The following is a 15,131-nucleotide window of genomic DNA, read 5'->3' as shown; positions in this document are numbered from 1 at the left end:
GGGCGGGGAGGGATAAGGCAGTTTTATGCCGTCGGCGTTCTCTGTTTCCGCACATAGTCGCGGATGACATCGAGGGGCGGCCCGCCGCAGCTGGCGGCAAAGTAACTCGGCGACCAAAGCCCCTTCGGGCTGCGGCGCCGCAAATCTTCACGGTCGCGCAGCAATAGCCGCGACCCGACCCCTTTCAATGAGTTGACAAGCTTCGCAACCGGCACTGTTGCTGGATACTCCAGCAACAGATGCATGTGATCGTCCTCGCCATCGCATTCAACCACAGTGGCGCCGAAGCCTGCGGCGACTTTCTCGAAGGCACCTTTAAGACGCTGATGAGCATCAGCGTCAAGAAGACCACGCCGGGACTTGGTTACAAAGACCAAGTGGACATGAAGGTAGCTAACAACTTGTCTTCCCGATCTATATTCCATATTGAGAACCCTAAGACCAAATGTTATAATTTGACTATGCAGACGATCCGTGGCCATGTCTACCGGCTCAAGCCGACGCCGGAGCAGGAAGTCCTGCTCGCGCAGACGGCTGGCGTCACGCGCCTAGTCTACAATCTGGCGCTAGAGCAGCGGCGAACATGGGGCGGTCGGCCTTTTGCCGGCGGCGATCCAAGGAATTTCGGTGCGAAAGGTCTTTCGCGCGAGCTTTCAGAGCTTCGTAGCGACTTCGACTGGATCCGTGCCATCAGCCAGACTGCGCAGAACCAGGCCCTGATCGATCTCGATCGAGCCTATGCGAATTTTTTCGAGGGGCGGGCCGGATATCCGCGCCCGCGCAAGCGGGGCGCGGCGGACAGTTTCCGCCATGTTGGCCGCGAGATCGCGCTGCGAAAATTGAACGCAAAATGGTCAGAGGTCCGCATCCCGAAGATCGGCTGGATCCGCTATCGCGACACCCGTCCGCTGCGCGCCCGGGCCGATGGCACGGTCGAGATCCGCAACGCGACGCTCCGGCGCCGCCCCGACGGCGGCTGGGAGATCTCGATCGCAACCCGCTGCGAGATCGAAGAGCGGCTGGTTCCGGCCGCCGCCGTGGGCATCGATCGCGGCGTGGCCGTGCCCTACGCGCTTTCGACCGGGGAGATGGTCCATCTTCCGAAGACGGTGAAGCGGCGCCGGGCCGCGATCCGCCGCGCCCAGAAGACGCTGTCGCGCCGCAAGCGGGGATCGGCCCGCTATGCGCGGGCGCGCCGCCGCCTGGCCACCCTGCGGGCGCGGGACGCCCGGGCCCGGGCCCACCTGGCCCATGTGCTGTCGCGCCGATTGGCGCGGGGTCATGGGCTGGTGGCGATCGAGGATCTCAAGATCGGCGCCATGACCCGTTCAGCGCGCGGCACGGCGGAGGCGCCGGGGCGTAACGTGGCGCAAAAAGCCGGGCTGAACCGGGAGATTCTGAACGTCGGCTGGCATGCGCTGGAGCGCATGCTCGGCTACAAGCTCGAGGAAACGGGAGGGATCCTGATCAAGGTCCCGGCCGCTTACACCAGCCAGACCTGCGCCGTATGCGGCCATGTGGATGCGAGGAGCCGCGAGAGCCAAGCTCTCTTCGCATGCACCGCCTGCGGCGCGCAAACCAATGCCGATATCAACGCGGCGAAGAATATCCTGGCCCGGGCCCTCGCCCGGGACGAGGATCGACGGGGGAACGCTCCGTTGCTGGACGTGGAGGCTCAGGCATCAGCCGCCCATGAAGCGTCAACTCATCTCGGCCCGGAGCGGTTCGATGCCGCATAGGGCCGAAGTGGAAATCCCCGCCCTTCAGGGAGGGGAAGATGTTAAATGCTGGATGAGCTGCGTGCGCGCGCCGTATTCGTCGGTGCCGTAGAAGGTCAGGATGTCGGGGTCGAAAAAGCCGATCCCCTCGATCTGCAACACCCCCGCCTCGCCGCCGGTGAGACCAAGCACGACCTCCTCGTCTTCCTGCAGCTGCTCTTCGAAGTTCTGGATATAGAGCAAAACCCGCTCATAGGCCCATTGCGCCGGGCTCTTGTCCTCGGGCCGTCCGCGGGCCAGCTCCGGCGGAAGCGGTTTGACCTCGGCGGTCTTGGGCGCGTTCTCCGAAGTATGCACCACCTTCGCATTCGGAAGGGCGGCTTCCTCATGGGCTTCGGCGGTGGTGCGTATCTCTGTCATTTCAGGCTCCAAAGCCAGGCGCCGTCCTCTCGCAAGGTGCGGCTCACCTCCCCTTTGTGCCAAAGATGGTTGAGATGCGCCATCGCTTCGACCATCGCGAGCCCGTGGGTGCTCTCGTCGATCTGGCGTTTGAACAGCGGCGGGAAGCACTCGCAGGCGGTGCGCGGGGTGTCGAGATGCTTGCACAGTCGTTTCAGCGCGCCCTCGTGGTTCTCGATCATCTGGCGCAGCCGCAGCGGCAGCCCGGTGAAGGGCAGCTTGTGGCCGGGCAGCACGAGGTGGCGATCCTCCGCGATCTCGGTAAAGCGCGCGCAGGAGGTCAGCCAGTCGGCCAGCGGATCGGCCTCGGGTTCGGTCGCATAAACGCCGAGATTGGCCGAGATCGACGGCAGCAGCTGATCGCCGCCCAGCACCAGATCGTCGTCCAAGCTCCACAGCGTCGCATGTTCGGGCGCGTGCCCGTCGCCCATCTTCACCGCCCAGCGCCGCCCGCCGAGGGCGATCTCGTCGCCCTCCACGATCCGGGTGAAGCCAAGCGGCAGCGCATGGACACAATCGGCGAAATTGAAGGGGCGTTCGTTGGCGCGTTTCTCAAGAAGCGCCGTGTCCATCCCGGCGCGCCGGTAGTAATCAAGCGTCTCGGCCACCGGCCGCTCCTGCGGGTCGAGCTGCAGCATCCGCGCAAACAGCCACGAGGTGCGGGTCGTGATCAGCTCGGCGCCCTGCTCCTGCAGCCAGCCCGCCAGCCCGATGTGATCGGGGTGGTAATGCGTCACCAAGACCTTCGTGACCGGCTTGCCACCCAGCGGCCCATCGAGCGCCGCCTGCAGCGCCGTCCGACATTTGCGCGTGTCGATCCCGGGATCGACCAGCGCCCAGCCATCGCCCTCATCGAGCGCGAAGCAATTGACGTGATCGAGCGCCATCGGCAGCGGCAGACGGATCCACATCACCCCGGGCGCAACCTCGATTGCCCCGCCCGGCTCGGGCGGTTCCGCCCAAGGATAGCGGATGCCATTCATCGACACGCGAGCGTCCTCGCCCCTCATGCCTCGAGATCTTCGACGCTCAGCGCGTAAAGCCCTTCCGCCCCTTCCTTCGCCTCGGCCAACGAGGCCGCATAGGCGGGCATCAGGCGGCGGATATAGACGGCAGCCAAGTGACCACGCGCGGAATCGCGGCCCTCGGCCATCGCGGCGCGCAGGTGGTAATAGCCGCCCAGAACCCGCGCGAAGGCGTCGAGATAGGGCACGGCCCCCGCGAAGCGGTCCTGCATGCCTTGGCTGACCATCCACTCGGTATGCTCGCGCAGTTCCTCGGCGGCCTGCCAGACGTCTTCGGCCAGCACCGGGAAATCGCCCCGCGCGCCCTGCGCCTCGTCCTCGATCTCCTGCAGCAGACGGAAGGCGGCCTTGCCCTCGTCCATCATCTTGCGGCCCACGAGGTCCATCGCCTGAATGCCGTTGGTCCCCTCGTAGATCGTGGTGATCCGCACATCGCGCAGATATTGCGCTGCACCGGTCTCTTCGATGAAGCCCATGCCGCCATGGACCTGCACGCCGGTCGACGCCACGCGGATGCCCATATCGGTGCCGTAAGCCTTCGCGATCGGCGTCAGCAGCGCCGCGCGAGCCTGCCAATTCGCATCACCCGTCGCACGCCCCATGTCGATCGCGACGCCACAGGCCAGCGCGATCGAGCGTGCCGCGAAAATCTCGGCCTTCATGCCCGCCAGCATCCGGCGCACATCGGCATGCTCCACGATCGGCGCAAACTGCACCCGGTCCTTCGCATAGGCCAGCGCCTGCTGATAGGCGGCCTCGGCCACGCCGATGCCTTGCGCACCCACGTTCAGACGCGCGTTGTTCATCATCGTGAACATCGCGGCCATGCCCTTGTTCTCTTCGCCGACGAGCCAGCCGGTCGCACCCTCATAGCTCATCACGCAGGTGGGCGAGCCGTGGATGCCCAGCTTGTGCTCCAGCGAGACCACTTTGAGCGAGTTGGCGACGCCCGGTTTGCCGTCGGCATCCGGGATCAGCTTCGGCACCATGAAAAGGCTGATACCCTTCGTGCCGGGGGCCGCATCGGGAAGACGCGCCAACACCAGATGGCAGGTGTTCTCGACGCAGTCATTGTCGCCCCAGGTGATGAAAATCTTCTGCCCCGAAATCGCATAGGTGCCATCATCGTTCGGCACCGCCTTCGTCTTCAGCGCGCCGACATCCGAGCCCGCCCCCGGCTCGGTCAGGTTCATCGTGCCCGACCATTCGCCCGAGATCAGCTTGGGCAGATACAGCGCCTTGATCTCGTCGGAGGCGTGGTGCTCCAGCGCCTCGATCTGGCCCTGCGTCAGCAGCGGGTTGAGCTGCAGCGAAAGGTTCGCGCCCGAGAGCATATCGTTGAAACCGACATTGAGCGCCTGCGGCAGCCCCATCCCGCCATGTTCCGGGTCCGCCGCGATGCCGATCCAGCCGCCCTCGGCCAGCGCCGCGAAGGCCTCCTTGAAGCCGGCGGGCGAGCGCACCACGCCGTTCTCAAGTTTGGCGGGCGTCAGATCGCCGTCGCGATTGGTCGGCGCGATCACCTCGTCGCACAGTTTGCCGCCTTCAGTGAGGATCGCCTCGACCATATCGGGGGTCGCCTCGGCGAACATCTCGGTAGCGGCGACCGGTGCGAGCGGCACGACGTGGTCGAGAATGAAGCGAATATCGGTGACGGGGGAACGGTAAGTCATGGGTCTCCTCCGGGCAGCTTGGCAATTGCCGCGCGCGCGTCTATGTCCTGTCGGGTTGCCGATACCCTACCGCAAGGGCAGCCCCCTTCAACTCCAACGCTGCGTCACGACTGCATGAGCCAAGACACGAAACTCCTTTCCGCCGATGCCGAGGGCTATGCGCAGGCAGCCGCCCTGCTGCGCGCGGGCGAACTGGTCGCGATGCCGACCGAGACGGTCTACGGGCTTGCAGGGGATGCGCGCAACGACCGCGCCGTGGCGGCGATCTTCGCGGCGAAGGGGCGTCCGAAGTTCAATCCGCTGATCGTGCATCTGCCGTCGATGGAAGCCGCGGAAGAAATCGCCGTGATCTCCGACGCCGCACGAGAGATCGCCGCGCGCTACTGGCCGGGGCCGCTGACGCTGGTCCTGCCGCTGCGCCCCGATGCGGGGCTCTCCGATCTGGTGACCGCCGGGCATGACACGGTCGCGATCCGCCTGCCTGCACATCCTGTCGCCCGCGCGCTACTGAGCGAATTCGGCGGGCCGCTGGCCGCGCCCTCGGCCAACCCATCAGGCAAGATCAGCCCGACCACAGCAAAGCATGTGATGGACGGGCTGAACGGCAAGATCGCGGCGGTGATCGATGGCGGCCCCTGCGAGGTCGGGGTGGAATCCACCATCCTCGCACTCGATCCGCCCGCGCTGCTGCGCCCCGGCGGGGTCGCGGCGGAAGAGATCGAGGCGCTGATCGGCCAGCCGCTACCAACGGGCGGCGACGCAGCCAAGCCCAACGCGCCGGGGCAACTCAAATCGCATTATGCGCCGGGCGCCGCCGTGCTGCTGGATGTGACCGCCCCGCGCCCGGATGCGGTCTGGATCGGCTTTGGTGGCGATTGCCCAACCGCCGATCTGAACCTCTCGCCCTCGGGCGATCTGACCGAGGCGGCGGCGAACCTCTTCGCGATGCTGCGCAAGGGCGATGCGCTCGCCCGGACGCGCGGCCTCGCCACGCTCGCCTTCGCCCCGATCCCGGAAACCGGCCTCGGGCGTGCGATCAACGACCGCCTGCGCCGCGCGGCAGCCCCGCGCGACTGATCGCCTCTTCGTGTTGGCTTAAATATCCCGGGGGGCGCATCAGCGCGGGGGCAGAGCCCCCTCTCCGTTCAGCCCTCAGGCATGACCCGCCGCAGCAGAAAGCGTTCGCGGGTCGATCCCCATGCCTTCGAGTGCGCGCACCCATTTGGTCTCATGCTCGGCATCGAGCGCGAGATCGGCGTCGCTGTCGGCGGTGAGCCAGCCATTGTCGAGGATTTCCTCCTCCAGCTGACCCGGCCCCCAGCCCGCATAGCCCAGCGCCATCAGCGCCTGGTTCGGGCCGCGCCCCATCGCGATATCTTCGAGAATGTCGCGCGTGCCGGTCATCCGCAGCCGGTCGGTGACTTCCATCTGCCCCTCGCCGGTCGTCCAGTCGGGCGAATGCAGCACGAAGCCGCGCCCGGTCTCGACCGGACCGCCGAAGAGGATCGGCTGATCGAAGCGGATATCCGCACCGGGCCGTTCGATATCGAGGCTTTCGAGAAGGTCCGAGAAGGCGGGCGTCGGCAATGGCTTGTTGATGATCAGACCCATCGCACCCTCATCGGAATGGGCGCAGACGGCAATCACCGAATGCTCGAATCGCGGATCGCCCATACCGGGCATCGCGATCAGAAACTTGCCTGTCAGGTCCATCTCGCTCCCCTTCGCAGTTGCATCCCATCTCTTTTCAAGGTGGCGCGAGCGGCGCGTCTATTCAAGCCAGACGCAGGAATTGTTTCGCATTGCGGCGCGCCGGGACAAAATGTTGCACGCTGCTGTCGCGTTTGTGACTTCTGAACGTGCAGGGAAGCGACTAGGTAAAACATATGACACGTTTGTTACCAGTCATGGGGATCCTGCTTGGCTGCTGCCCGCTCGGCGTGGCGGCCCAGGAAGCCGTCGCGCAGATCGCAGCGCAAGAGCAGGTCACGCCGCAAGACGCGTCGATGCCCGCACTGCCGACGCCCCCGGGGTTGGAGCAGGCGCAGCTGCGCGCAGGCGGAAAAGGCGCCAACGGCACCCGCATGGCGGCGCTGGAGATTGCGCTCGCGCCCGGCTGGAAAACCTATTGGCGCTCGCCGGGCGATGCGGGCATCCCGCCGCAGATTCAGTTCACTGGATCAAGCAACCTCGCCTCGGCCGTGGTCCACTGGCCCGCGCCGGAAGTCTTCCTGTCCTCCGGCATGCGCACCGTCGGCTATCACGACGGCGTCGTGCTGCCGATCTCGGTGACGCCGAAGGATCCGGGCAAGCCGGTGCAGTTGAAAGCCGATGTGATGATCGGGATCTGCGACAATATCTGCGTGCCGGTCAGCCTGCATCTGCAGACCGAGGTCACCGGAGACGGCACGCCCGATGCGAAAATTCAGGCGGCGCTCGCCCGCGAGCCGCGCAAGATCGACCCGCAGACGCGCTGCGAGACGGAGCCGATGAAGGATGGAGTCCGACTGACGGCGCGGGTCGATTTGCCGCCCGCGATCGGCACGGAAAACGCGCTTCTGGAACTCGCCTCGCGCCCGGTCTGGGTGTCCGAGGCCGACAGTCACCGCGAAGGCGATACCCTCGTGACCAGCGCCGACTTCGTGCCGCCGGACGCGAAGCCCTTCGACCTCGACCCCAGCGATCTGCGCATCACCGTGCTCTCGGATCGCGGCGCGGTCGAGATCATGGGCTGCACCGAATAATCAGCTCTCTCGGAGGTTGGGATCGTCAGACTTCCGGCGGCGGTCGGTGGCGGATATGGCCGCGCAGCAGCCGTGGCGCGATCAGCCCTGCCCCCATCGCCACCATCCCCGCGATCAGCGCGAAGCCTCCGAAGGCGGGCATCAGCGCCTGACCCTCCCACATCGCACGGCCCAGCGTGAGCGCGAAGCCCACGACCATCAGCGCCGCGACGCCGGCCAGCACAGCGCGCAGCCGCACGACCCGCACGCCGTGACGCACCGCCTGCACCTGCCGCCCGAAATCGAGCTGCACCGCAAGCACCGCGGGCACGACCAGCAGCACGATGATCATCCCGAAGCCCAGGCCGTAGACCAGCGTGATGACGGTGGATTTCAGGAACAGGGCCGAGCTGGATTGCTCATATAGAAGCGGCGCAAGACCCAGAACCGTCGTCAGCGTCGTCAGCAGCACCGGGCGCAGGCGATCCGAAACTGCATCGACGATGGCGGGCACGATCCCGCGCTTCTCGGCATATTCATCCACCGTGGAGATCAGCACGATTGCGTCGTTGATGATGATCCCGATCATCCCGATCCCGCCGACCACGGCGAACATCGACATCGGCAGGTTCCAGACATAGTGGCCCCAGATCGCGCCGACCGCTCCGAAGGGGATCACCGACATCACGACGATCGGCCGCGTCCAGCTCGCGAAGATCCACGCCAGCACGATGTAGATGCCGATCAGGCACATGATCAGACCGATCATCGCGTCGTTCATGAAGTCGCGTTCCTGCTCGGCCTGCCCGGTGAGCGTATAGGCCACGCCGCGTTCTTCGGAGATCCGCGGTAGGATCTCGTCGGAGATGCGCGCCAGAATCTCGTTGGCCCGCGCGGGATCGTCCTCGGAAACATCGCCCGTGACCGAGACCTGTCGCACGCCATCCTCGCGCCGGATCGTCGAGAAGCCCGTCTGGCTGCGCACCGAGACGATATCGGCCAGCGGCACCCATTCGCCACCGGGCGCGCGCAGCTGCATCCGGTCGATGAAATCGGCGGCCAGCTCTTCCTCGGGCAGCTCCACACGGATCGTGGCCGAGCGCACCCCATCGGGGAAGCTCGCAGCCTCGGTGCCGTTCAGACGCGCGCGCAATTCGCGGCCAAGCGTCGCGATGTCGAAGCCCAACGCTTCGCCCTGCGGGGTGAGATCGAGGATCAGCTCCTGCTTGTCATAGGCGAGGTTGTCTTCCACCGCCGAGACTTCGGGGAATTGCGCAAGCTGCGTCTTCAGGTCTTCGGCGGCGTCTTTCAGGATGCGCGTCTCGTTGCCCGAGAACTGCACCGCGATCCCGTCCCCGGCGCCGCCGGAGCGGAAGCGGCGGAAGCTGATCTCTTCGACCAGCGGCAGGCGCGGGGTTTCGGCCTGCAGCCGCGAGACGAAATCGAAGCTGGAATAGGGCCGGTAATCGGGGTCGATCACCTCGATCGAAAGCGAGCCGAGAAGATCGGCATCCTTGGTATCGGCAGAGGCCAGCCCCCGACCAGATGCGCCGCCGATCTGCCCGATCGCGTATTCGACGGGGTTCACGCCGTATTCGTCCTCGAATTCCTTGGCGACCTTGGTCACGGTCGCCTGCATCGTGCGCATCATCTCTTCGGTATCGGCGCGGGTCGCGCCCTCGACCATCGAGAAGGCGCCGTTCACCGTCGATTGCTCGGGCGGATTGAAGAAGCGCCACTGCACCTTGCCCGACATCACGAAGCTGACCTGCCATAGCAGCAGCGCGATCGCCGCCGCGATCACCGGGTAGCGCCCGATGACGATCAGCCGGGTCAACGGCTTCATCACCACGCGGCGGAACCAGTCGAGCCCGCGGTTCACCTGCCGCGAGGGCCAGTCGTACCACTTGCCCTCGGAGGTGTGACGCAGCGCGTGGCTCATATGGTTGGGCAGGATCACGAAACACTCGATCAGCGAGGCGGCGAGCACCGCGATCACCGTATAGGGAATGTCGACGATCATATTGCCCATGCGCCCGCCGATCACGGTCAGCCCTGCGAAGGCGATCACGGTCGTCAGGGTCGAGGCGAAGACCGGCGCGGCCATGCGCCGCGCGCCGTTCTCGGCGGCGAGCACGGGATGCTCTCCCAGATGGCGCGCGCGGAAATCGGCATGCTCGCCCACCACGATCGCATCATCGACCACGATCCCCAGCGTCAGAATGAGCGCGAAGATCGAGATCATGTTCAGCGTCATGCCGGTGAAATACATCACCGCCAGAGCCGCAGCCATCGAGGTCGGGATCCCCATCGCCACCCAGAAGGCCGTGCGCGCATTGAGGAACAAAAACAGCAGCACCAGCACGAGGCTCAGCCCCAGCACCCCGTTACCCACCAGCAGGTCGAGGCGCTGCGTGATGGCGTCGGACCGGGTGCGCACCAGATCCATCGTGGTGCCCGCAGGCAGGGTCGGCTGCATCTGGTCGATCACGCCTTCGACCTTGTGCTGGATCGCAATCGCATCGCCCGCCGCCGAGCGCGCGACATTGATCACCACCGCTGCGTTGTCACCGACGAAATAGGCCCGGTTCCGGTCGCCGCCTTCGACGCGGATATTGGCGACATCGCCCACGGTCAGCTGCGAGCCGTCCGGTTCGGTGCGGATCACGAGGTTCTCGATCTCGGGGGCGGACCTGCGCTCTTCGCCCGTGCGCACGCGCGTGGCGCCGCCCGCCACTTCGCCTGCCGGATCGGTATTCGCCTCGGCCGAGATCACATCGATGATCTGGGTCAGCGTCACGTCATGCGCCATCATCGAGACGGTCGGCACTTCGACGACCGTCTCCGGCGCGGCGATCCCGGCAAGCGAGGTGCGCGTGACGCCCTGCTGATAGAGCCGCACGACGGCCTCGTCGCCCAACCGGCCCAGCTGCTCGGGCGAGAGCGGCCCGGTGATCACCAGATCGGTCACCGTGTCGCGCCAGACGCCGCGCGCCACTTCGGGTTCCTCCGCGCCTTCGGGCAGATCGCCTGCCGAGGCCAGCGCGTTCTCGACATCATTGACCGCGCGGGACATGTCCCAGTCGGGTTCGAAATCGAGGCTGATACGCGCCGAGCCTTCTGAGGCGCGGCTGTCCGAAGCCTCCACCCCTTCGACCGAGATCAGCGAGGGCTCGAGCACCTGAACGATCGCCCGGTCGACCTCCTCCGCGCCTGCCCCGTCCCATTGCACCGAGACGGTGATAGATTCCTCGACCGAGTCCGGGAAGAACTGCGCACGCATCCGCGGTAGGGCGACGAGCCCCGCGCAGATCATCACGACCAGCACGATATTTGCCAGCGTCGCGTGGCGGGTGAAGAGGCCGATCAGCCCGCGGCCGGGCGGCAGTTCTCTGGGATCGAGGCCAGACGCCATCTCAGCCTCCGATCCGGGATTCGAGCTTCTCGACGGTGGCGACGGGCACCTCGTCTTGCTTCAGCTCGGCAAGGAAGCGTTTCTTGGCAGTGTCGGGCATCGCGGTGTTCGTCTCTACGAAACTGACCAGCTTGGCACGGCGCTCGGGCTCGAGCTTGATCGTCTCGGGCTCGGTGGCCGCCTGCGGCTGGCCGGGGCGCATCGGGCGCAGCTTGATCCCGCGGCCTAGAAGCGGCGTGCGCTCGGCCACGATCTCGGTGCCGGGCGCGAATGTGGCGCGGATGATGACAGCGTCGCCCTGACGGCGCAGCACGGTGACATCGGCGCTTTCCAGACGGTCTTCCGGACCGAGCACCAGAACCGTGCTATCCGCATCGACGGCTGCGGCGGGGATCTCCGCGACATTCTCGAGCGCGGGCTCTTTCAGGTGGACGGTCACGAAATCGCCCGGACGCAGATTGCCCAAGCCGTCGGTGACGCGCGCAAACAGCAGGCGCCCCGTCACCCCGTCATCGACCGCCGCCGAGACGCGCGACAGCTCGGCCTTGGCCGTCAGCGTCTCCTCGCCCGCGACCAGCTCCACGCCCACGGGCAGATCGCGCAGCGCGCCCCGATCGTCGATCAGGCGCGCAAATTGCGCGGTGGAGACGCGGAAGGCGATTTCCAGCGCGTTGGGGTCGATCAGCTTGCCCAGCATCTCGTTATTCGACACCAGCCCGCCCGCGACCGCGTTAACCTCGGCCAGCCGCCCCGGGAATTCGGCGCGAATTTCGGTATCGGCCAGTTTGCGATCGGCTTCGGTGAGGCTGATCTTGGCGCGGGTCAGCGAGGTGCGCGCGGTATCGAGCTGCGCCTGCGCGGTCGACAAGGCCGAGCGGCGGTTCAGCACCGCCTGATCGGCCGCCGAGGCCGCCAGTTCCGAGGTCTCCAGATTGGCCGCCGAGCCGACGCCCCGCTCCGAGAGCGAGCGCTGCCGGTCGAGCGCCTTGAGCCGCAGGTCCGCCTGCCGCTGCGCCGCTGTCACATCGTCCTTCGATATGGCCAAAGCGCGTTCCGCCTGCGCAAGCGCGGCCTCTGCCTCGGCCACGGTCGCCGCGGCGCTGTCGCGCGCCGCCTGCGCTTCTGCCGGGTCCAGCTTGACCAGAAGCTCGCCCTTCTCAACCTCCGCGCCATCCTCGAAATCGGAGGCAAGCTCGACAATCGTACCCGCCGCCGAAGCGCGCAGCTCCAGCTCGCGGGTCGAGCGCACCTCGCCATAGGCGGTCAGAACCGGCGACATCGTATTGAAGGTGACCGGGATCACATTGGCCGCAAAAACCCGTTCGCGTGCGGTGGGCGCACGCCCGCTCTCGGCATTGCGGGCCTGCATCGCCTGAAAGATCGAGAAGCCGCCCATCGCCAGCAGGCCGACGGTCAGCGCCAGAAGAAACAGCCCCATCAGGGAGCGGGTGAGAAAGCGCATGGCGTCTCCGATCTGTCGTCAGTGCTGCGGGCGCTCGCAATTGCCCACGGTCGCGCGATTTCCATGTTACCTTGCCGAAATAGGTGCAGGGAATGGTTATCTCTACGCGTCACGGCGCCGCGTCCGTCACTTTTTCACGAAAGCGCGACCGTTTGGCGCGGTTTACGCCTGGTCGAGACGGGCGCGGATTTGCAGAAGATCGGCCCAGGCTTCGCGCTTGGCGGCCGGATTGCGCAGCAGATAGGCCGGGTGCGTCATCGGCAGCGTGGGCCGCCCGAAGGCTTCGGCCCAGGTGCCCCGCAACCGCAAGATGCCGCGCTTGCCCAGCGCCGCCGCACAGGCGGCATTGCCCATCAAAACGATCAGGTCGGGATCGGCCAGATCGACATGGCGGGCGAGGAAGGGCAGCATCTGCGCGATCTCGGTAGGCGAGGGATCGCGGTTGCCCGGCGGACGCCAAGGCAGGACATTGGTGATATAGAGCGCGGCTTCGGCATCGGGCGATTGCCGCGACAGGCCGATCGCCGCGAACATCTTGTCGAGCAGATGCCCCGCGCGGCCCACGAAAGGCAGGCCCTTCTGGTCCTCCTCGCGTCCCGGTGCCTCCCCGATAATCATCACCCGCGCGGCGGGCTTGCCATCGGCGAAGACCGTGTTGCGCGCCCCGAGCTTCAGATCGCACATCTCATAGGAGTCGATGGCCGCCCGCAGCGCTTCGAGCGTATCGGCCTTGCCCGCCGCATCGCGTGCGACGACGACCGGATCGGGGCCCTCGATCTTCGCCATCTGCGCGACGGGCGGCAATTCCCTGTCAGCCACCGGCGCGGCTTCGGGCGCCTTCGCCTTGGCCTGCGCCGCTTTGTCGGGCAACTCGTAGCAATCGACAGGCGTATCGCCGATGACCGTATCGACGCCCATTTCCAGCTGCCATTCGAGGGCAGCCAGAGCGGCGTGATAGTCGAGTTCCGGGGTCGGCTGAGTCTCCATTGCGCGACCCTACCTCATGGGTGCTGCGACGGTAAAGCGGCTGGACGCCCGCCCCCCCGTTTGCCATAAGCATCGAAGTCTAACCGGAGCATCGCGCAATGGCTTTTCGCCCAAGGCACCTGCTGGGGATCGAACATCTGAGCCCCGAGGATATCCTCACCGTTCTCGACCTCGCCGAACAATATGTGGATCTCAACCGTCGCACGGTGAAAAAGACCGACGCGTTGGCCGGGATGACCGCGATCAACATGTTCTTCGAGAATTCGACGCGGACCCAATCCAGTTTCGAGCTTGCGGGCAAGCGGCTCGGGGCGGACGTCATGAACATGTCGATGCAGACCTCGTCGGTGAAGAAGGGCGAGACCCTGATCGACACCGCACTGACGCTGAACGCGATGCATCCCGATCTGCTGGTGGTGCGGCATGGCTCGTCTGGCGCGGTCGATCTTCTCGCGCAGAAGGTCGAATGCGCGGTGATCAATGCGGGCGACGGCAAGCATGAGCACCCTACGCAGGCGCTTCTGGATGCGCTGACGATCCGGCGCGAGAAAGGCCGGATCAAACGCCTGACGGTCGCGATCTGCGGCGATGTCGCCCATAGCCGCGTCGCGCGCTCCAACCTGATCCTGCTGGGCAAGATGGAAAACCGCGTGCGCCTGATCGCGCCGCCGACCCTGATGCCCTCGGGCGTGCAAGAATTCGGCTGCGAGGTCTATCACGACATGCGCGAAGGCCTGCGCGACGCCGATGTCGTCATGATGCTGCGGCTTCAGAAAGAGCGGATGGATGGCGGCTTCATCCCCTCCGAGCGCGAATATTTCCACCGCTACGGGCTCGATGCCGAGAAGCTCGCCTTCGCCAAGGAAGACGCGATCGTCATGCATCCCGGCCCGATGAACCGTGGCGTCGAAATCGACGGCACCATCGCCGACGACATCAACCGCTCGGTCATTCAGGAACAGGTCGAGATGGGCGTGGCGGTGCGCATGGCGGTGATGGACCTCTTGGCGCGCAACCTTCGGGCCGAGCGCGGGCGCGCGCTCACGGAGGGCACCTATGTCTAAGATCGAGCGCGACGAAGTTCTCAACTACCGCCCCGGCCCCGAAAGCGAATTGCCGCTCGACGAGGGTGAAAAGGTTCTAGCCGTCTTCACGGCGGACAAGAAACGCTACTGGACCGATCACGCGGTGCTGGCGGTGATCGGTGCGGTGCTGATCTCGACGGTGCTGTTCTGGCTCGGCAAGCCCGATCAGGTGGTGATCGCGAGCTTCGCCGTCGTGGTCGGTATGGCGGCGCGCGGGCTATATTTCCGCTCGGAGGCCTTCGCGCGGCGCTGGCAGTTGACGGACAAGCGGCTGATCGGGCCGCAGGGCAAGCAGGTGATGCTGCTGCAAATCTCCGGCGTGCGCTCGCTGATGGGCGATGTGCAGGTCGTGACGACGGCGGGCGACAAGCATCTGATCCGCCACCTCGCCGATGCGGGGCCCGTGGTGCGTGAGATCGAGAGTGCGCAGGCCGCGCGCAAACTGGTGGCGAAGTGAGGCACGACGCATGACCCTATTCCTCGAAAACGCCAAGCTGATCGACCCCGAGGCGCTGACCGAAACCACCGGCAACGTGGTGATCGACGGAGGCCTGATCGCGGCGATCGGCGACATGTCCGCTCCC

The 15,131-nt window shown here is 66.0% G+C and carries 13 protein-coding genes; 5 read left to right on the top strand and 8 right to left on the bottom strand.

The window, feature by feature from the left end; genetic code table 11:
- Positions 1-23: 23 nt before the first annotated feature.
- A complete protein-coding gene (tnpA, locus tag B3D39_RS10560) occupies positions 24-425 on the bottom strand; it encodes an IS200/IS605 family transposase (RefSeq protein WP_078571636.1) in 402 nt (133 codons plus the stop codon).
- Here tnpA and B3D39_RS10555 point away from each other — a divergent pair.
- A complete protein-coding gene (locus B3D39_RS10555) occupies positions 327-1,739 on the top strand; it encodes a transposase (protein WP_349678088.1) in 1,413 nt (470 codons plus the stop codon). The two genes, tnpA and B3D39_RS10555, sit on opposite strands and share 99 nt — an antisense overlap.
- Before the next feature lie 24 nt (positions 1,740-1,763).
- Here the strand turns inward: B3D39_RS10555 and B3D39_RS10550 are convergent, their stop codons facing one another.
- From B3D39_RS10550 to B3D39_RS10540, 3 genes are read right to left on the bottom strand one after another with little or no spacing between them, the layout of a single operon-like run.
- Positions 1,764-2,138, bottom strand: coding sequence for a hypothetical protein (locus tag B3D39_RS10550; RefSeq protein WP_078571364.1), 375 nt, complete (start codon positions 2,136-2,138; stop codon positions 1,764-1,766).
- Positions 2,135-3,160 carry an MBL fold metallo-hydrolase gene (locus tag B3D39_RS10545; RefSeq protein ID WP_274962823.1) on the bottom strand — a complete coding sequence of 342 codons (1,026 nt, stop codon included), beginning with the start codon at positions 3,158-3,160 and terminating at the stop codon, positions 2,135-2,137. The genes B3D39_RS10550 and B3D39_RS10545 overlap by 4 nt, the downstream gene beginning before the upstream one ends.
- A gap of 23 nt (positions 3,161-3,183) precedes the next feature.
- Positions 3,184-4,875, bottom strand: coding sequence for an acyl-CoA dehydrogenase (locus B3D39_RS10540; protein WP_286789671.1), 1,692 nt, complete (start codon positions 4,873-4,875; stop codon positions 3,184-3,186).
- A gap of 114 nt (positions 4,876-4,989) precedes the next feature.
- On the opposite strand from B3D39_RS10540, the gene B3D39_RS10535 reads away from it, so the two are divergent.
- On the top strand, positions 4,990-5,952 hold the full coding sequence (locus B3D39_RS10535; protein WP_274962840.1) for an L-threonylcarbamoyladenylate synthase: 963 nt from the start codon (positions 4,990-4,992) through the stop codon (positions 5,950-5,952).
- A 75-nt stretch (positions 5,953-6,027) separates the two neighbouring features.
- On the opposite strand, the gene B3D39_RS10530 is transcribed toward B3D39_RS10535, so the two are convergent.
- Positions 6,028-6,588: a YqgE/AlgH family protein gene (locus B3D39_RS10530; RefSeq protein ID WP_078521749.1), complete on the bottom strand. Its 561-nt coding sequence runs from the start codon at positions 6,586-6,588 to the stop codon at positions 6,028-6,030.
- A 173-nt stretch (positions 6,589-6,761) separates the two neighbouring features.
- Here B3D39_RS10530 and B3D39_RS10525 point away from each other — a divergent pair, with 173 nt between their 5' ends.
- Entirely contained in the window at positions 6,762-7,619 is an 858-nt protein-coding gene (locus B3D39_RS10525; protein WP_078540179.1) for a protein-disulfide reductase DsbD domain-containing protein, read from the top strand.
- 25 nt (positions 7,620-7,644) lie between these two features.
- Here the strand turns inward: B3D39_RS10525 and B3D39_RS10520 are convergent, their stop codons facing one another.
- From B3D39_RS10520 to B3D39_RS10510, 3 genes are all read right to left on the bottom strand, one after another.
- Positions 7,645-11,013: an efflux RND transporter permease subunit gene (locus B3D39_RS10520; protein WP_274962841.1), complete on the bottom strand. Its 3,369-nt coding sequence runs from the start codon at positions 11,011-11,013 to the stop codon at positions 7,645-7,647.
- Between the two features lies 1 nt (position 11,014).
- The gene (locus B3D39_RS10515) at positions 11,015-12,475 is read right to left on the bottom strand and encodes an efflux RND transporter periplasmic adaptor subunit (RefSeq protein ID WP_274962842.1); all 1,461 of its coding nucleotides are present in this window, start codon (positions 12,473-12,475) and stop codon (positions 11,015-11,017) included.
- Positions 12,476-12,637: 162 nt separating this feature from the next.
- Positions 12,638-13,462 (bottom strand): uracil-DNA glycosylase, encoded by an 825-nt coding sequence (locus B3D39_RS10510; protein ID WP_274962843.1) that lies wholly within the window; start codon positions 13,460-13,462, stop codon positions 12,638-12,640.
- Between the two features lie 98 nt (positions 13,463-13,560).
- Between B3D39_RS10510 and B3D39_RS10505 the strand changes: the two genes are divergently transcribed.
- The gene (locus B3D39_RS10505; RefSeq protein WP_274962844.1) at positions 13,561-14,526 is read left to right on the top strand and encodes an aspartate carbamoyltransferase catalytic subunit; all 966 of its coding nucleotides are present in this window, start codon (positions 13,561-13,563) and stop codon (positions 14,524-14,526) included.
- Positions 14,519-15,004, top strand: a complete 486-nt coding sequence (locus B3D39_RS10500) for a hypothetical protein (protein WP_078540184.1) — start codon at positions 14,519-14,521, stop codon at positions 15,002-15,004. Before B3D39_RS10505 ends, B3D39_RS10500 begins: the two co-directional genes overlap by 8 nt.
- The last annotated feature ends 127 nt before the right edge of the window (positions 15,005-15,131 follow it).

The sequence above is a fragment of the Thioclava sp. UBA3469 genome (genome assembly GCF_002378135.1).
GTDB classification, from domain to species: Bacteria; Pseudomonadota; Alphaproteobacteria; order Rhodobacterales; family Rhodobacteraceae; genus Thioclava; species Thioclava sediminum.
The sequence above is the reverse complement of the archived record's forward strand: the minus strand, read 5'-3'. Positions and strand labels throughout refer to the sequence as shown.